The 17,007-nt window shown below is 73.8% G+C and carries 14 protein-coding genes; 9 read left to right on the top strand and 5 right to left on the bottom strand.

Features of this window, described 5'->3' with window-relative positions:
* Positions 1-106 precede the first annotated feature (106 nt).
* Positions 107-766 carry a peroxiredoxin-like family protein gene (locus ACSP97_RS27710; RefSeq protein ID WP_355530812.1) on the top strand — a complete coding sequence of 220 codons (660 nt, stop codon included), beginning with the start codon at positions 107-109 and terminating at the stop codon, positions 764-766.
* 203 nt (positions 767-969) lie between these two features.
* Here the strand turns inward: ACSP97_RS27710 and ACSP97_RS27705 are convergent, their stop codons facing one another.
* Entirely contained in the window at positions 970-1,557 is a 588-nt protein-coding gene (locus ACSP97_RS27705; RefSeq protein ID WP_440554746.1) for a CGNR zinc finger domain-containing protein, read from the bottom strand.
* Between the two features lie 87 nt (positions 1,558-1,644).
* Between ACSP97_RS27705 and ACSP97_RS27700 the strand changes: the two genes are divergently transcribed.
* The 4 genes from ACSP97_RS27700 (at position 1,645) to ACSP97_RS27685 (ending at position 6,654) form a co-directional block, all read left to right on the top strand.
* Complete coding sequence (locus ACSP97_RS27700) at positions 1,645-2,436, top strand: MBL fold metallo-hydrolase (RefSeq protein ID WP_440554744.1); 792 nt, start codon at positions 1,645-1,647, stop codon at positions 2,434-2,436.
* A gap of 329 nt (positions 2,437-2,765) precedes the next feature.
* Complete coding sequence (locus ACSP97_RS27695) at positions 2,766-4,034, top strand: DUF692 domain-containing protein (protein WP_440554742.1); 1,269 nt, start codon at positions 2,766-2,768, stop codon at positions 4,032-4,034.
* Between the two features lie 123 nt (positions 4,035-4,157).
* Positions 4,158-4,937, top strand: a complete 780-nt coding sequence (locus tag ACSP97_RS27690) for a TIGR04222 domain-containing membrane protein (protein ID WP_440554740.1) — start codon at positions 4,158-4,160, stop codon at positions 4,935-4,937.
* 127 nt (positions 4,938-5,064) lie between these two features.
* Positions 5,065-6,654: an alpha/beta hydrolase gene (locus ACSP97_RS27685; RefSeq protein ID WP_440554739.1), complete on the top strand. Its 1,590-nt coding sequence runs from the start codon at positions 5,065-5,067 to the stop codon at positions 6,652-6,654.
* A gap of 34 nt (positions 6,655-6,688) precedes the next feature.
* Here the strand turns inward: ACSP97_RS27685 and hemQ are convergent, their stop codons facing one another.
* Positions 6,689-7,420: a hydrogen peroxide-dependent heme synthase gene (gene hemQ / locus ACSP97_RS27680; protein ID WP_355530824.1), complete on the bottom strand. Its 732-nt coding sequence runs from the start codon at positions 7,418-7,420 to the stop codon at positions 6,689-6,691.
* 4 nt (positions 7,421-7,424) lie between these two features.
* The gene (hemG, locus tag ACSP97_RS27675; protein ID WP_358674636.1) at positions 7,425-8,879 is read right to left on the bottom strand and encodes a protoporphyrinogen oxidase; all 1,455 of its coding nucleotides are present in this window, start codon (positions 8,877-8,879) and stop codon (positions 7,425-7,427) included.
* Between the two features lie 92 nt (positions 8,880-8,971).
* Between hemG and ACSP97_RS27670 the strand changes: the two genes are divergently transcribed.
* The 4 genes from ACSP97_RS27670 to ACSP97_RS27655 all read left to right on the top strand — a co-directional run bounded on the left by ACSP97_RS27670 (position 8,972) and on the right by ACSP97_RS27655 (position 13,845).
* Positions 8,972-10,357 carry an FAD-dependent oxidoreductase gene (locus tag ACSP97_RS27670; RefSeq protein ID WP_355148399.1) on the top strand — a complete coding sequence of 462 codons (1,386 nt, stop codon included), beginning with the start codon at positions 8,972-8,974 and terminating at the stop codon, positions 10,355-10,357.
* 52 nt (positions 10,358-10,409) lie between these two features.
* Positions 10,410-11,234 (top strand): rhomboid family intramembrane serine protease, encoded by an 825-nt coding sequence (locus ACSP97_RS27665; RefSeq protein ID WP_355530894.1) that lies wholly within the window; start codon positions 10,410-10,412, stop codon positions 11,232-11,234.
* A 394-nt stretch (positions 11,235-11,628) separates the two neighbouring features.
* Positions 11,629-12,699 carry a helix-turn-helix domain-containing protein gene (locus ACSP97_RS27660; RefSeq protein ID WP_355148401.1) on the top strand — a complete coding sequence of 357 codons (1,071 nt, stop codon included), beginning with the start codon at positions 11,629-11,631 and terminating at the stop codon, positions 12,697-12,699.
* 156 nt (positions 12,700-12,855) lie between these two features.
* On the top strand, positions 12,856-13,845 hold the full coding sequence (locus ACSP97_RS27655; protein ID WP_355148403.1) for an alpha/beta hydrolase: 990 nt from the start codon (positions 12,856-12,858) through the stop codon (positions 13,843-13,845).
* A 70-nt stretch (positions 13,846-13,915) separates the two neighbouring features.
* Here ACSP97_RS27655 and ACSP97_RS27650 read toward each other — a convergent pair whose 3' ends face one another.
* Positions 13,916-14,356, bottom strand: coding sequence for an SsgA family sporulation/cell division regulator (locus tag ACSP97_RS27650; protein ID WP_440554734.1), 441 nt, complete (start codon positions 14,354-14,356; stop codon positions 13,916-13,918).
* A 154-nt stretch (positions 14,357-14,510) separates the two neighbouring features.
* A complete protein-coding gene (locus tag ACSP97_RS27645) occupies positions 14,511-16,769 on the bottom strand; it encodes an ATP-binding protein (protein WP_440554731.1) in 2,259 nt (752 codons plus the stop codon).
* Positions 16,770-17,007: the final 238 nt, after the last annotated feature.

Below are 17,007 nucleotides of genomic sequence, written 5' to 3'. Positions count from 1 at the left end.
AACCTCCATTTTTAGAGTTGACATTCTAATCTCTGTACGCACAGGATTAGAACCGTCGATCTAAAAAATCGGACCACCACACCTTCCCCTCGTCGCAAGGACGGACATGACCAGCCCTATAGCCGATCAGGTGACTGCCCTCACGCAGACCATGGCCTCACAGGCGCCGACCGACGCCCTGGACGCCTTTCATGCCGAGCAGATGGAACTGGACGCCGCCGGAGTGCCGGCCGGCGTCGCCGCGGAGGGCACTGTCCTCCCGGACGCCTCGTTGCAGGACGCGCACGGAAACCCCACCACCCTGCGGCAAACGCGCGCGGGTCGGCCCGCTGTCATCGTGTTCTACCGCGGTGCGTGGTGCCCGTACTGCAATGTGGCCCTGCGCACCTACGAACGCGAACTGGCCGCGGAGCTGGGCGAACGAGGTGTCGCCCTGATCGCCGTCAGCCCGCAGAAGCCGGACGGTTCGCTGACCATGGCCGAGACCAACGAGTTGTCCTACGCCGTCCTGTCCGACCCCGGCAACGTACTTGGCCACGCCCTGGGAATCGTCACCCGGCCGAACGACCGGGCCCTGCAGGCCCAGGCATCCCTCGGTCTCGACCTCGCCGAGGTCAACGCCGACGGCACCCCTGACATCGTCATGCCGACCGTGGTCGTCGTCGACGCCGAGGGCGTGGTGCGCTGGATCGACGTCCACCCCAACTACACCACTCGCACCGAGCCCGTCCAGATCATCGAGGCCGTCTCGCGGACGATCGGCTGAAACGTCTCGCACATCAGGGTGCCCAACGGCCTCGGCGCTCGTGCCATCCGAACGGAGAGGCACGTGCCCCCGTACGGAAAGGTCGCCCTGGCCACGGGGGCGGGCCGCGGAATCGGACGCCCCCTTGCCGCCGCCCTCGCCGGGTCCGGCGCGCCAACGGCGTCCCCGTACGCCACCCGGCTCATGCCGCTACTGGACGCGATTCAGGCTGTGCGGCGGGCGTAGGCGCGGGCGGCGCGGGCGCGGTCGCCGCAGCGGGTGGAACACCAGTGACGGCGGCCGTAGCGGAGTAGGTAGCGGTTGCAGGGGGCGGAGCCGCAGGCGGTGAGGCGGTCCGCGTCGGGGCCTGTGAGCAGGTCGGCAGCGTCGGCGGCGAGGGCGGCCAGGGCGTGATCCACGATTGCGGTGGTGGGGTGGGGGGCGGCGCGGTAAGGGCCGGTTTCGTCGTCCCACTGCAGCAACGGTGCGGTGGGTACGCGGGTCATCGCGTCGTTGACGGCCTTGACCGCGGCGGGCAGGGCAGGCAGCCGTTCGGTGCGGGCGGCGAACAGTGATCTGATCTGTTCGCGCAGCGAGCGCAGCTGTGTCGCGCACATCTCCCGCATGTCGGCGTCGACCGGTGCGAGACCACGTTCCGTCAGCCAGTGGTTCGCCTGCGTGGGAGTGCCCAGAAGATCGACCATGTGCCCGCCCGTCAGCACCATTGCGCTGTTGACGAGGGCGAGAGAGAGATGCTCTTCCTCGCCCTGAGCAGGCGGCAGTCCGGGTTGGTCGGTCAGGGGCCCCTTCATGCTCCTCACGGTACACCTTGCATGCATCCGTGAGAAGCGGTTACCGTCGCCTCACGGTTAAAAGGACGCTCATCCGTGAGGTGCCGCATGTCTTCCCTTCCCTCCACGACCAACCCGTTTCCCGTCCGGGTCTTCGGCGGCCCGACCGCCCTCTTCGAGTACGGCGGCCTGCGCTTCCTGACCGACCCGACCTTCGACGCCCCGGGCGACTACGCCCGTCCCGACGGCCGGTCCCTCACCAAGACCGCCCCCTCCAGCGGGGCCCCCGCCGATCTCGGCTCCATCGACGTGGTTCTGCTCTCGCACGACGAGCACCCTGACAACCTGGACGTCTCCGGCCGGTCCCTGCTTGCCGACGTCACGCTCACCCTCACCACCCCCGGCGGCGGACAACGCCTCGGGGACAGGGCCAAGGGCCTGGCCGACTGGGAATCCATCGAGCTGAACCGCCCCAACGGCGGCACCATCACCGTGACTGGCGTCCCCGCCGTCCACGGCCCAGGCCCGCGTGAAAAGGTCGAGCCGATCACCGGACAGGTGGTCGGCTTCGTTCTGACCGGAGAGGATCTGCCGACCGTCTACGTCAGCGGCGACAACGCCTCCCTCGACGTGGTCAAGGAGATCGCCGGGCGCTTCGCCCCCATCGACACCGCCCTCCTCTTCGCCGGCGCCCCCCGCTTCCCCGAACTTTTCGACAACCAGCTGATCGTCCTTGACAGCACCCAGGCCGCCGAGGCCGCCCAACTCCTCGGCGCCCGCCGCGTGGTCCCCGTTCACTACGACAGCTGGGCCCACTTCACCGAAGGCCGGGACGAGTTGGTCGCCGCCTTCACCGCTGCCGGTCTGGCCGACCGCCTGGACTGGGGCCGGCGAGGCTGAACTCCGACGCCTGAAACACCAGCGGCGATCGCATCACGCGTGCGAATTCCGGTGCCACTGCCGCGGGTCGAGGCGAGCACCTTGATGGGAGCAACCTCTACGTCGACGTGCGGCCCTCTCCCTGCCCTTCGCCGGGCGGGCGTCCGGATCGTCGTCGCGGGTAAGGGGCGCTCTGGTCGCGCCCGTCGTCTCCGTCTCGGCCGTCCCGCCCCGCCGAACCGGGCGGCCCGGATCCGTGCCCAACCTCAAATGTTGCTCTGAAGCCGGCGAGGGCGGGTTCGGGGTCGGCTCGGTGGGCCATAACCCCCGTCGTGAGATGGGGGGCGGGGATGGATCGGCTGGGGACGGGGATCGGCTGGCGGCCCGAGATCGCCGAGGCCGTGGAGCGCATGCCCGGCGTCGACTGGGTGGAGGTCGTGGCGGAGAACGTCTGCCCGGGCCATCTCCCGGCGTCGCTGCGGCGGTTGCGGGAGCGCGGGGTGGCCGTGGTGCCGCACGGTGTCTCGCTCGGTCTCGGGGGTGCGGAGCCGCCCGACGAGGGGCGGCTGACGGCCCTCGCGGAGCGCGCGGCCGCGCTCGGGTCACCGTTGGTCACCGAGCACATCGCGTTCGTCCGGGCGGGTGGCCCGCTCACCGCCTCGCCGCGTCTCGAAGCGGGCCATCTGCTGCCCGTGCCGCGCACCCGGGACGCACTCGACGTGCTCTGCGCGAACGTGCGGATCGCGCAGGAGGCGCTGCCGGTCCCACTGGCCGTGGAGAACATCGCCGCGCTGTTCTCCTGGCCGGGCGAGGAGCTGACCGAGGGGCAGTTCCTGTACGAGCTGGCCGAGCGGACCGGCGTACGGCTCCTCGTCGACGTGGCCAACCTGCACACCAACCACGTCAACCGCGGCGAGGACCCCGCCGAGGCGCTGGCCGGGCTGCCCCTGGAGGCCATCGCGTACGTCCATGTCGCGGGCGGCTTCGAGCGCGACGGCGTCTGGCACGACAGCCATGCGCACCCCGTGCCCGACGCCGTGCTCGGCATCCTCGCCGACCTCGCCTCCCGGGTCGCCCCGCCCGGAGTGCTGCTGGAACGCGACGAGAACTTCCCCGAACCGGCCGAGCTGGCGCGCGAGTTGGACACCATCAGGGGGGTCGTGGGGGCGTGCGGGGCCGCCGCCGGGAGTGTCGGCGGGGGGCGTAGCGAGGTGGCGGATCCGGGGGACGCGCGGCAGCGGATCGGGGTCGCGCAGGCCGCCGTGCTGTCCTCGCTGGTCGCCGGGACGCCGGTGCCGGAGGGGTTCGACCGGGCGCGGATGGGGGTGCAGGCGCGGGCGCTCGCGAGCAAGCGGGCGGACGTGGTGGCGAAGGTGGCACCGGAGTTGCCGGCGCTGCTGGGAGCCGGGTACCGGGAGGCGTTCCTGGAGTACGCGCGGGACTCGCCGATGCGCGGCGGGTACCGCAGGGACGCGCTCGACTTCGCCGCCTTCCTGCTTAAGCACCGGCGGCCGGGGGTCCCTCGGCGGGAGCTGCGGGAGTGGTGGCTGGACCGGGCGGGACCGGCGCCGCGGGGGCGGCTCGCACGGGCCGCGGGACGGGTGCTGGCGCGCAGATAGTGTCCGTGGTCCGGGGTCCGCGCCCCGCCGCCCGCAAACGGAACGTCACATACCGGCGACACTATGTCCACATGGTGAAAAGAGCATGGCATCCGCCCGGACCCCTGGCATACAAAAAGCGTCATGTTCTGGCTCCTCCTCCTGCTCCTGGCCTGGGCGTTCGCCGGTACGGCCTGTACGCGCCTGTGTGTGACGGCGGTCCGCGCCGCGGACTCGGACCCCGGTCCCGAAAGCGCGGACGGTGGGCCCGATCTGACCCTCTACGAGGCGGCGTTCCTGTCCGGGGGGCCGGAGCGGGTCGCCGATGTCACCCTCGTCTCCATGGCCCGCCAGCGACGGCTGCTCCTCGCGCACACCGGCTGGGCCACGGTCGTGGACCCGTGTGGGCGGGACGAGATCGAACGGTCCGTCATAGGGGCCATAGGTCCGCAGGGTCAGTCCCGGATCGCGCCGGTACGGGCCCGCGCGGCCGGCACGGACGAGGTGCGGCGGCTCGCCGACCGTCTCGTCCGTGCCGGCCTCGCCGTGCCCGAGGGCGCGCCGGCCGTCGGCACCGCCGTGCGCCACGTGCGGGCCGCGGCACTGGCCGTGGCCGTCCTCGGCGCGGTCGCGCTGCTGCTGCCCCTGCAGACCGGCACCTCGCGGCTGATGGTCGGCCTGTGGTTCGCCCTGCCGCTCGTCCTGAGCCTGAGCTGCCTCGCCATAGCCCGCTTCGAGGTGCATCCGTACTCGCCGTGGGCCTCCGCGGCCGGTCAGCGGCGGCTGGGCACGCTGCTGCGCCGGCGGCGGGACGGTGACGAGCCGTCCCTCCTCACCGCGGTCGCCCTGCGCGGCATCCGCGCGATCGGCGAGCCGGGGCTGCGCGCCGCGTTCGCCCACCGCGACGCGCCGCCCCGGGAGTAGGGCGCTTCTGCCGGATCGGGGGCGCATCGGGGCACCGGGGCCGACACCGGCCGGTCGGTGCTTGCCTTCGCCGGCGGCGGGCCGAAACATCCCTTGTGCCGTCGCCGGACGCACCGAAGGGATGCCCGTGAAGACCCTCGCCCTGTACTCGGCCGCCGGGTCCTTGCTGCTGACCACGCTGGGCGCCGCCCCGGCGGGAGGCGCGACCGCCGTCCCCGGCGCCGCCGAGCTGCGCGGCACCATCGTGGCCGCCGTCCGCGCCCGCGCCGCGGGGATCCGCTTCGGCCCCTGCGACCCCGCCGACGTGCCACGGATCCCGCACTCCCCCGCCGGACTGCGCTGCGGCACCGTCGCCGTCCCGCTGGACTACGCCGACCCCGACGGCGCGCGGATCCGGCTCACCGTCAGCCGCACCCCGGCCACCGGGAAGGACGGCGGGCGGACGGTGCCCCGGCAGGGCGCCCTCGTCTACAACCCGGGCGGCCCCGGCGCCTCCGGGATGTACTTCGCGCTGGCCGGCACGCTCCCCGTGTGGCGGCGGATCGCTGCGGCCTACGACCTCGTCGGCTACGCCCCGCGCGGCGTCGGCCGGTCGGCCCCGCTGTCCTGCGAGGACCCGAAGCGGTACGGCAAGGCGCCCACCCAGGCGCCGACGCACCCCTCCCAGGCGTACAAACGGCAGCGCGTCGCCGAGGCGAAGGCGTACGCGCGCGGCTGCGCCCGGCGCTCGGGTCCCGGCCTGCGCTTCTTCAACTCCCTCAACAACGCCCGGGACCTGGACGTCCTGCGGGCCGCGCTGGGCGAGCAGCGGCTGACGTTCATGGGCGCGTCGTACGGCACCTACTTCGGCGCGCTGTACGCGGCGATGTTCCCCACCCATGTGCGGCGGATGGTGCTGGACGCGGCGGTGAACCCGGACCCGGAGAAGGTCTGGTACCGCAGCAACCTCGACCAGTCGGCCGCGTTCGAGGAGCGCTGGGCGGACTTCCGGGACTGGATCGCCCGGCACGACGACGTGTACCGGCTCGGCGGCACGCCGTCGAAGGTGCAGGCCGGTTACGACAGGGCCGCCGCGCGGCTGGCCCGGAGGCCGGCGGGCGGAAAGGTCGGCCCCGGCCAGTTGCAGAACGCGTTCCTGACGGCCGGGTACTACGACACCTACTGGCCGAGCCGGGCCGCCGCCCTCTCGGCGTATCTGCGCGGCGACCCGAAGCCGCTGATCGCGTTGGCCGCGCCGGGCCCCGGCTCGGCCGCGGCGGAGAACGGCGGCGCCGTCTACACGGCCGTCGAGTGCAACGACGCGCCCTGGCCCACGGACTGGGCGGTGTGGGACCGGGACAACACCCGGCTGGCGCGGGTGGCGCCGTTCGAGACGTGGGACAACGCGTGGATGAACCTGCCCTGCGCCTACTGGCCCGCGCCCCGGCAGCGGCCGCTGGACGTGCGCACCGGCCCGGGCGAACTGCCGCCGGTGCTGATCCTGGCGGCCGAGCGGGACGCGGCGGCCCCGTACGCGGGGGCGCTGGAGATGAACCGGCGGCTCGCCGGCTCCCGGCTGGTGACCGAGCGGGACGCGGGCACGCACGGCATCGGAGGCGGCCCCAACACATGCGTCAACACGTACCTGTACGACTATCTGTTGGAGGGCCGCCTCCCCGAACGGCACGCCTCCTGCGCACCGCACGCGGAACCCGAACCGGACGCCCGCCGGAGCTGACCGGCGGGCGTCCGGCCGTCGGGCGGGCGGGCCGTTACGCCAGGTCGGACACCAGCTGGGCGACGTCCTTGCGGCGGCCCGTGAAGAACGGGATCTCCTCGCGGACGTGCATCCGGGCCTCGGAGCCGCGCAGGTGGCGCATCAGGTCGACGATGCGGGCCAGCTCGTTGGCCTCGAAGGCGAGGATCCACTCGTAGTCGCCGAGCGAGAACGAGGCGACGGTGTTGGCGCGCACGTCCGGGAAGCCGCGGGCCATCTTGCCGTGGTCGGCGAGCATGCGGCGGCGGTCCTCGTCGGGCAGCAGGTACCAGTCGTAGGAGCGCACGAAGGGGTAGACGCTCACGTAGTCGCGGGGCGTCTCGTCGGCGAGGAACGCCGGGATGTGCGAGCGGTTGAACTCGGCCGGGCGGTGCAGCGCCATGTTGGACCACACCGGCTCCAGCGAGCGGCCCAGCCTGGTGCGGCGGAAGAGGTTGTACGCCTCCTGGAGCTGGTCGCTGCTCTCGGCGTGCCACCAGATCATCAGGTCCGCGTCGGCCCGCATGCCGGACAGGTCGTACGTGCCGCGGATGGTCACGTCCTTGGCGGCGAGCTGGTCGAACAGCTCCTGGACCTCGTCGGCGTAACCCGCGCGGTCGGCCGGCAGCACGTCCTTCAGCTTGAAGACGGACCACAGGGTGTAGCGGATGACATCGTTGAGGTCCTTGGCCAGCTTGCCCTTGTTGGGGATCCTGCCGGACTCGGTGGTGGGGGCGTCGTCACTCATGTTCCTATTCTCCTGCTCCGCCATGAAGGCTCTGCACCGGGTGGGCCGTCAGCTCCTCGACGCCGCCGAGATCCCCGGACAGCTGGTCCACGGCCGCGTGGGCACTGGCGATGCACCCCGGGATGCCCACGCCGTCGTACTGCGCGCCGCACACCGCGAGGCCCGGCAGCTTCGCGATGTGCTCACGGATCCGGGCCACGCGCGCGTGGTGCCCGACCGGGTACTGGGGCAGTCCGTCGGTCCAGCGGGTGACGCGGGTCTCCACGGGTGCGGCCTCGACGCCGGCGGCCTCGCGCAGGTCGTGCCGGGAGACGTCGACCAGGTCGGCGTCGTCCCGGCCGAGCACCGCGGTCTCGCCGTACCGTCCGACGGAGGTGCGCAGCACGACCGTCTCGGGGTCGTCCTCGGCGATCCAGCCCCACTTCTGGGAGGCGAAGGTGGCGGCCTTGATGGTGCGTCCGTCGACCGGCGGGACCAGGAAGCCGCTGCCCTCGGGCAGGGACAGGTCGGCGCGCCGGTAGGCGAGGGTGATCAGGGCCATCGAGGCGTACTCGACGGCGGACAGTTCGGCGGCGGCCGCCGGGGACTCCTCGCGCAGCAGCCGCGCGGCGGCCGGCGCGGGTACGGCGACGACCACGGCGTCGGCGCGCAGCTCGCGCTCCCCGGCGGTGACGCGCCAGCCGCCGGCGGGCTCGCGGCGCAGCGCGGTGACCGGGGTGCCGGTGAGGATCTCGCCGCCGCGCGCCCGCACCGACTCGGCGACCGCGAGCGGCAGGGTGCCCACGCCGCCCTCGATGCCCATGAAGACGGGCCCGGTCTGCCGGCTCGCCGCCGCCTTCGCCTGGATCTCGCGGACGCCCTCGGTGAGGGAGGTGTGCGCGCGGGCGGCCTGGAAGAGCTGGGGGACGGCCGAGCGCATCGAGAGGCGGTACGCGTCGCCCGCGTACACCCCGCCGAGCAGGGGCTCGACCAGGCGGTCCACGACCTCGCGGCCGAGCCGGGCCGCCACGTACTCGCCCACCGCCACGTCGTCGCCGACCTCGGTGCGGGGCAGTTCGGCGTCCCGCTCGATGCGGGCCAGGCCTTCCTCGGACAGGACGCCGGAGAGGGCGGCGGCGGTGCCGGGCACGCCCATCACATGGCCCTTGGGCATGGGGCGCAGGGCGCCCCGGGTCCAGATGGCGGCGCTCGCGACGGCGGGCGGCCGGAGCCGGTCGGCGAGGCCCGTCTCGCGGGCGAGGGCCACCGCCTCGGGTCGGCGGGCCAGCATCGACTCGGCGCCCAGGTCGACCCGGACGCCCGCGATCTCGCCGGGCAGCAGCTTGCCGCCGACCCGGTCGGCGGCCTCCAGCACCGTCACCCGCGCGCCGCGCGTCAGCAGCCGGTGCGCGGCGGCCAGCCCGGCGATACCGGCTCCGATGACGACGACCTGCCCCGGACTCGTACCCGTTGTGCTCATGGCCCCCACTCTCTCAGACGCCGCCGACCGTGCTGGTAGGGCCACAGGTCCCCCGGTGCCGCGCGGCCCGGTGAGCGTTTAGCGTTGCCCCCATGAGCGTGCATCAGGGGCGGGAGCGGCTGGTCGTCGTCGGCGGGGACGCGGCCGGCATGTCGGCGGCGTCGCAGGCGCGGCGGATGAAGGGGCCCGAGGAGCTGGAGATCGTGGCGTTCGAGCGCGGTCACTTCACCTCCTACTCGGCGTGCGGCATCCCGTACTGGGTGGGCGGCGCGGTCGCCGAGCGGGACGCGCTGATCGCCCGCACCCCCGAGGAGCACCGCGCCCGGGGCATCGACCTGCGGCTGCGCACCGAGGTCACGGAGCTGGACGTGTCCGGCGGGCGGGTGCGGGCGCGGGACGTCGACTCCGGCGCCGAGTCGTGGACGTCGTACGACCGTCTGGTGATCGCCACCGGGGCCCGTCCGGTGCGCCCGGAGCTGCCGGGCGCGGACGCCCCCGGGGTGCACGGGGTGCAGACCCTGGACGACGGGCAGGCGCTCCTGGACACCCTGACCCGGGCCCGGGGGCGGCGCGCGGTGGTCGTGGGCGCCGGGTACATCGGCGTGGAGATGGCCGAGGCCCTGATCGACCGGGGTTTCGAGGTGACGGTCGTCAACCGCGGCCAGGAGCCGATGTCCACCCTGGACCCGGACATGGGCCGCCTGGTGCACCGCGCCATGGAGGGCTTGGGCATCACCATGGTGAACGACGCCGAGGTCACCAAGATCCTCACCGGTGCGGACGGCCGGGTCCGCGCGGTGGCCACCCAGCACGCCGAGTACCCCGCCGACGTGGTGGTCCTCGGCATCGGCGTGCGCCCGGAGACCGCGCTCGCGCGCGCCGCCGGGCTGCCGCTCGGCGCCCACGGGGGGCTGCTCACCGACCTGGCCATGCGGGTGCGCGGTCACGAGAACATCTGGGCGGGCGGGGACTGTGTGGAGGTGCTGAACCTGGTCTCCGGGCAGGAGCAGTACGTCCCGCTGGGCACCCACGCCAACAAGCACGGCCAGGTCATCGGCACCAACGCGGGCGGCGGCTACGCCACCTTCCCGGGGGTGGTCGGCACGGCGGTCAGCAAGGTCTGCGACCTGGAGATCGCCCGCACCGGGCTGCGCGAGAAGGACGCCCGCCGGGTGGGCCTGCGCTACGAGACGGTCACCATCGAGTCGACCAGCCGGGCCGGCTACTACCCGGGCGCCTCCCCGATGACGGTCAAGATGCTCGCCGAGCGCCGCACCGGGCGGCTGCTGGGTGTGCAGATCGTGGGCCGGGAGGGGGCGGCGAAACGGGTGGACATCGCCGCGGTGGCGCTGACCGCGGGGCTGACCGTGGAGCAGATGACCGCCCTCGACCTCGGCTACGCGCCGCCGTTCTCGCCGGTGTGGGACCCGGTGCTGGTGGCGGCGCGCAAGGCGGCCGCGAAGGTGCGGGAAGGCTGACCGGCGCGGGGACCACCCGATTGGCGCAGGGACCGGCGGGCACTACTTGGGTGTGGTCATCCCCGTCCATGACGTCAATCCGGTGCGGCGCACCCCCTGGGTGACGTACGCCCTGATCCTCGCGAACGTCCTCGTGTTCCTGTCCACGCCCGGCATGCCCGGCTCCGTGACCGGCGCGGAGAACCTGGCGCAGCTGTGCCATCTGGAAGCCTTCATGAACCGCTTCGCCGCGGTCCCGAGGGAGCTGGTCCACGGCCAGTTGCCGCATCTGGTGCCGACCGGCCAGGTGGGGATCGGCCCGCACGGCCCGGGCTGTGTGGTGGCGCCGCCCGCCTACCGGAAGTCGCCGCCGCTGTCGGTGTTCACGGCGATGTTCGTGCACGGCAGCTGGCTGCATCTGCTGGGCAACATGCTGTTCCTGCTGATCTTCGGCAACAACGTCGAGGACCGGATGGGCCACATCCGCTTCTTCCTCTTCTACGTGGTCTGCGGCTACGCGGCGGGATACGGCTTCGCGCTGCTCAACGCGGGCTCGGCCGATCCGCTGATCGGTGCGTCCGGCGCGATCGCCGGGGTGCTCGGCGCCTACATCGTGCTGTGGCCGAGGGCGCGGGTCTGGGTGCTGGTGCCGTTCCTGATCTTCCTGCCGCTGCGGCTGCCCGCCTGGCTGGTGCTGGGCTTCTGGTTCGTGCTCCAGGCCGTGTACTCGTCCGGGCAGGCGGTCTCGGACGCCGGGACGGTGGCGTACGCGGCCCATGTGATCGGCTTCCTGGTGGGTCTGCTGATCGCCCTGCCGCTCAAGGCCGGCACCCCGCCCCCGCCGCAGCCGCCCGGCATCCTCTTCGGCGGCAGGGCGCGGCCGCGGCAGGTCTGGTAGGCGCACCGGGGCGGGGCCGACCGGCCGGAACCGGCCCGCGCCGACGCTCCCGGCCCCGACCGGTCGTTTCCTGCCTGACGGCGCACCGTTCTGTTCCGACAGCGCACGTCTGTTCCGACAGGGCACGGCACGCGGGGCGCGTGTCCGCTCGCGCGATTTCTGCCTGCGGTTCTGCCTGGAGACGCGGGGGGTCCGCTGCTTGGCTGTTCGGTGCGGGCGGGAACCCGGGCCTCGCCGATGCGGTCCGGTTGCGCTCCAGCGAGGTCGCTGCCCGTACGACGTACCGTCCGGCTCAGCCGGGCACCGGCCGCGGCCCTCCCGGGCGTCACGCGGCCGGCCGTCCCGTTCCCGTCCGCCACAGCCCCGAAGCAACGCCCCCTGAGGGGAGAACAACGTGAGTACGGTGTTGACGACGGCCTCCGTGCCGGACCGGGACAAGGTCGTGTACTGGAACAACGCGGTGAGCAGGACACTGGTGCCGATGACGGTCGCGCCGCGCGGCGACGGCCCGTTCGACGGCCGGATCGCCACCAACCGTCTCGGGTACCTCCAGGTCTCCACCCTGGAGGCGGACGCCAACCGGGTCAGCCGCACCCCGGCGCTGATCGCCCGTTCGCCGCAGGAACTGGTCGCGGTCGGTGTCCAGGTGTCCGGCACCGCCACCTTCATCCAGGACGGCCGCAGGGCCGAGGTGGGCGAGGGTGATCTCGTCGTCTACGACACCACCCGGCCGTACTCCTTCGACTACCCGCAGCGGTTCACCACGCACATCTTCCAACTGCCGCGGCGCGTGCTGGGCCTGACGGACACCGACATCCGGCAGGTAACGGGCAACGCCATCGGCACCGGGGACGGCTTCGGCGCGATGCTGCTGCCGTTCCTGGCCACCCTGGCCTCCTCGGCGGACGGCTATCCGCCGGCCGTCGCGGACCGGCTGGCCGGCAATGTCGTCGACCTGTTCGCCACTCTGATAGCCGAGCGGGCCCATCCGGGCGGCCCGGACGCGGACACCGCCCGCGGCCACCTGCTGACGCGTATCCGCGAGCACATCAACCGGAACCTGGGCGACCCGGACCTGTCACCGGAGAGCATCGCCCGCACCCACCGGATCTCCGTGCGGTACCTGCACCGGCTGTTCCAGGGCGAGGGCACCACCGTCGGCCGGCTCATCCAGCAGCGGCGCCTGGAGGAGTGCGGCCGGGAGCTGGCCCGCCGCGGCAGGACGACCCCCACCGTGTCCGCGGTCGCCCAGCGCTGGGGCTTCGTCAACCCCGCCCACTTCAGCCGGGCCTTCCGCGCTGCCTACGGTGTCTCCCCCCGTGACTGGCGCAACCAGCGCACCACCCCGGGGGACGGCGGGCGGTCCGCGGCGGCCGCGCCCGCGCCCGGGATCTTCCCGAGCCCGCGTTCGGCGTCCACGGCACCGGCCCACCCGGCGGCCGACCCCGTGCCGGCCAACGGGTAAGGTCCCCGGTCGAAACGTTGCGGACCGCCCTGTGCCCGCGGCGGCGCCCCGGCCCGGCACCCGGCCGGCCCCGTGGTGTACCGCCCTCCCCCAGCCCTCACAGCGAACAGCCCCTTTTCGTCTTTCCGCCCCTTGGCCCTGCCGGCAGGAGATCGTGTGTCCGACTTCGCTCCCTCCTCTGTCCGGCACCCCGTCCTGGACCGCCCCACCCGGGCCCTGGTGGCCCGGCACGCCGGCCTGCCGTCGGCGGGCGGCCGGGACCCGGAACAGGCCCGGCTGGGCCTGGCCCGTCTCCAGGACGTGGGCGACCCGCTCGACGAGGCGGCGACCTCGGCGGAGTGGCTCGCGCTCCCGGGCGGGCCGACCGGGCACGTCCGGGTGAAGGTGGTCAGGCCCGCCGACAGCGTCGGCGAGATCCCCGTCGTGCTGTTCCTGCACGGCCTCGGCTGGGTGCTGGGCGACGCCGGCACCCATGAGCGCCTGGTGCGCGAACTGGCGCTCGGCGCGGACGCGGCGGTGGTCTTCGTGGAGTACGAGCGCGCCCCCGAGGCGCGGTACCCGGTCGCCGTCGAGCAGTGTTACGCGGTCGCGCGGTGGATCCACGAACGGGGCGCCGAGATCGGCCTGGACGGGAGCCGGATGGCCGCGGTGGGCGACTCCGCGGGAGCCAACCTGGTGGCGGCGCTGACCCTGCTCGCCAAGGAGCGCGGCGGAGTGCGGCTGCTCCAGCAGGTGCTGCTCTGCCCGGTCACCGACGCCGACTTCGACACCCCGTCGTACCAGGAGTTCGCCAAGGGCTACTTCCTCGGCCGGGAGACCATGCGCTGGTTCTGGGACCAGTACCTGCCCGACGTACGGCAGCGCAGCGAGGCCACCGCGTCGCCGTTGCAGGCATCCCTGGAGCAGCTGACCGGACTGCCTCCGACTCTGGTGGTCACCAGCGAGGCCGACGTGGTGCGCGACGAGGGCGAGGCCTACGCGGCGAAGCTCCGCGCGGCCGGCGTGGCGGTGGTCTCGATGCGCTACCACGGGACGATCCACGGCTTCATGGTGCTCGCCCCGCTGCACGACACGGACGCCGCCCGGGCGGCCCGCCTCCAGATCCTCGACACCGTGCACGTCGCCCTGCACCGGTACGGCGGCTGATTCCGCCCCGCCGCCGACGGTGGCCGCGTTCCCGGTCGTCGCCCGCGCGGCGGCGGGCCGAAGCGGCCCGTCACGCGTCGTCCGCCAGCAGTTCGGCGAGCACGCGGTCCAGGTCGAGGAACAGCCCCTCGGCACCCGGCGGCACGACCGCGCGGGTCCGTTCCAGGAACGCGGTCACCGCCGAGACCGCGATGTACAGCACGGCCGCTCCGGCCGGGGACCTGACGACGATCCGCACCGCGTGCCGGGGCCCGCCGTGCCGGGGTGTCACCAGGATGTCCCCGACGCCCGCCGGCCGGCTCAGCCCCTGCGACAGGAGGCTGCGTGCGAACACCCAGTCGACCGTGCCGGTCGAGGTCATCCCGATGGAGAGGCACACGGCGTAGGGGTCCGACCGGTCGTAGCGGAGCTCGGCGGGCAGGGACACCGGCGGTTCGTCCGCGACGATGACGTGCACCACCACCTCGTCGGTGACCGAGGTTTCGGCGGCGCTGTGAAACGGCTGAGTCATGTCTACCCGTCCAGCAGGTTCGAGGGGTGGCAGTCTGCGCAATTGACCCTAAAACCCTCGGTGTTCGGGGGTTGCCGGGGAACGTACGGGACGTTGCCCGTCAGAGCACCGGGCGCGGACGCCGCCCGCCCGCGCCGGTCCCGGCCGGCGTGGCTCACTCGGCGGGGAGCGAGTCCAGGAGCCTGCGCGCGGTCTTCAGCGACTCGGGGTCCACCACGTCCTCGCCGAGGTCCAGGAGCTGGCGCAGGCGGGTGCGGGCTTCCTCCGTCTCCCCCAGTTCGATCAGGGCCGGCCCCAGGTACACCAGCGCCTGGCCCGTTCGGTAGGTCAGGCCGATGCGCTCGGACTGGACCAGGGCGTCGCGATAGTGGTCGGCGGCCTCGCGCCAGCGCCCGAGGGCGGCGTGGTCACGGCCGAGGCCGTGGGTCGCATGGGCCCGGGTGAGTGCGGCGACGTGCCCGCGCACCGGGCAGTCGGGAGCGTCGAGGAAGGCGATGAGGCGCGTGTCGTGGGCGAGGGCCTGCTCGGGCCGGCCGAGCAGGCGCAGGGTGGCCGCGTGGCTCAGCATGGCGTTCAGCCAGACCTCGTGCGCCCCGGCGGCTTTCGACACCTCGATGGAGGCCAGGGACTTCTCGGCGGATGCCCGCACCTCGCCGAGATACCGCAGCGCGCTCGCCGCGTGCATCAGGGCCGCGGCTTCCTGGGAGACGTCCCGTGCGCGGCGGGCGCAGTCCAGTGCTTCGTCGGCCCGTTGGAGGGCCTCTCGGTGGCGGCGCTCGCAGACGGTCAGGGCCCAGGCGTGCATGTTGAGGTGGAGGGCCCGCGCCTTCGGGTCGTCAAGCGCGGCGGCGGACTCACCCGACAGCCGGAAGACCTCGGGCCAGTGGCCCCAGAAGACCCACAGGTCGCAGAACCACTCCATGGCGTCGGCGGTCTCCACGACCCGCGTGTGCTCACCCCGGTGCGCGGCATCGCGCAGCGCGGCGAGCCAGGCGGGGGCCTCGCTGCGGAGCCAGGCCCCCGCCTCCTCGGCACTCTCCAGCGGGTGCAGGCCCCGCCAGGACGACGGCGGCGCCCCGTAGGCGGACTTGAACCAGCGGCCGGCGACCGTGGCGGTGTCCAGCAGCCACCGCCGCAGCCGGCCCTCGGCCGCCTCCCGTTCGCCGGGTGTCTCCTCCCCGGACAGCCGGGCACGGGCGAACAGCCGGAGCAGGTCGTGCAGTTGGTAGCGGCCGTGGTAGGCGACCTGCAGCAGCCCGGCCTCGATCAGCTCCTCCATCACGTCCTCGGCCTCGAACACGCCGGTCCCGCCCAGGGCCGCGCCGTAGGCGGCGGTCATGTCCGGCGCCGGGACCAGGCTCAGCAGGCGCAGCAGCCGGGCGGCCTGGGGGGTCAGCTGCCGGTAGGAGAGTTCGAAGGCCGCCTCCACCCGCACGTCGCCGACGGCGAGCGCACCCAGCCGACGCTCCTCGTCGGCCAGGCGCCGGGCCAGGTGGGCCACGCTCCACCCCGAGCGCGCCGTCAGCCAGTTGCCCGCCACGCGCAGGGCCAGCGGCAGCCGCCCGCACAACCGCGCCACCCGCGCGACCTGTTCGGCTTCCGCGTCGGCGCGCTCGGCACCGAGGATCCGGCGCAGCAGCTGCACCGCCTCGGACTGCGCCATCTCGGCCAACGCCAGCCGGTCGACGTCCTCCAGCCCCGTCAGGGGCCGCCGGCTGGTGACCAGGACCAGACTCTCGCCGCCGGCGGGCAGCAGCGACCGTACCTGTCCCTCGTCCCGGGCGTTGTCCAGCACCACCAGACACCGGCGCTCGGCGAGCAGCGCCCGCAGCAGTCCCGCGTGGCCCGGCGCGTCCTCCTGCCCCAGCCGCCGGTCCGACACCCCCAGCGCCCTCAGCAGTTGCAGCGACGCCTCGCCCGGGTCCACCGGGCCCGCCACCCCGTGCAGGTCCACCACGAAGCACCCGTCGGGGAAGGTGCCCGCCAGGTCCGCCGCCGCCTTCAGCGCCAGCGTGGTCTTCCCGCACCCCGGAGGGCCGGAGACCACCGCGACCGACGCGCCCGTGCCGGCGCGGGCGCGTCGCGCCGCCTTCCGCAGGAACGCCAGCTGCGGGCCGCGCCCGGTGAAGTCCCGCACGGACCGCGGCGGCACGGCCGCTCCGGCCGCCACCACACGCGCCGGACGCGCCGACCGCGCCGCCGTGATCAGCGCTTCCCGCTCCGCGTCCGCGAGCCCCAGTCCCTCGGCGAGCGCCACCACCGTGCGCCGCTGCGGGACCCGGCTGCGCCCCCGCTCCATGTCGCCGATCGCCCGGACGCTCACCCCCGACGCCTCGGCCAGTTCCTCCATGGTCAGCCGGCCCCGCTGACGCAGTCCGCGCAGCACGGCCCCGAACGGACTCTCGCCCGACACACCTTCTCCGTCCCCTCGCCCGACGGCAGAATACGGCGCATTCAGGCGTTCACGGCGGTGGGCCGGGACGCCGGCCGTCCTCCGGGGGCGGGGAGTGCGCCGAGCGCGCACGGGTCGTGTGCCGACGGCGCACCGGCCGTGGGGCTCCTTGCGAGGAGGCGGCGGAAGCAGGAGCGGGCCTCGCCGAGGCCGCGGTGGGCTCCGCCGCATACGCCGGTGCCCAGGACCGCCGGAAGGC

Origin of the sequence: Streptomyces sp. SCPE 10 (genome assembly GCF_051980735.1) — a bacterium.
GTDB lineage: Bacteria > Actinomycetota > Actinomycetes > Streptomycetales > Streptomycetaceae > Streptomyces > Streptomyces misionensis.
The sequence above is the reverse complement of the archived record's forward strand: the minus strand, read 5'-3'. Positions and strand labels throughout refer to the sequence as shown.

Bases quoted from the DNA above. Each gene is read 5' to 3' on its own strand.
- ACSP97_RS27710 (WP_355530812.1), top strand. From the start codon at position 107: ATGACCAGCCCTATAGCCGATCAGGTGACTGCCCTCACGCAGACCATG.
- ACSP97_RS27705 (WP_440554746.1), bottom strand. From the start codon at position 1,557: ATGAAGGGGCCCCTGACCGACCAACCCGGACTGCCGCCTGCTCAGGGC.
- ACSP97_RS27700 (WP_440554744.1), top strand. From the start codon at position 1,645: ATGTCTTCCCTTCCCTCCACGACCAACCCGTTTCCCGTCCGGGTCTTC.
- ACSP97_RS27695 (WP_440554742.1), top strand. From the start codon at position 2,766: ATGGATCGGCTGGGGACGGGGATCGGCTGGCGGCCCGAGATCGCCGAG.
- ACSP97_RS27690 (WP_440554740.1), top strand. From the start codon at position 4,158: ATGTTCTGGCTCCTCCTCCTGCTCCTGGCCTGGGCGTTCGCCGGTACG.
- hemQ (WP_355530824.1), bottom strand. From the start codon at position 7,420: ATGAGTGACGACGCCCCCACCACCGAGTCCGGCAGGATCCCCAACAAG.
- hemG (WP_358674636.1), bottom strand. From the start codon at position 8,879: ATGAGCACAACGGGTACGAGTCCGGGGCAGGTCGTCGTCATCGGAGCC.
- ACSP97_RS27670 (WP_355148399.1), top strand. From the start codon at position 8,972: ATGAGCGTGCATCAGGGGCGGGAGCGGCTGGTCGTCGTCGGCGGGGAC.
- ACSP97_RS27650 (WP_440554734.1), bottom strand. From the start codon at position 14,356: ATGACTCAGCCGTTTCACAGCGCCGCCGAAACCTCGGTCACCGACGAG.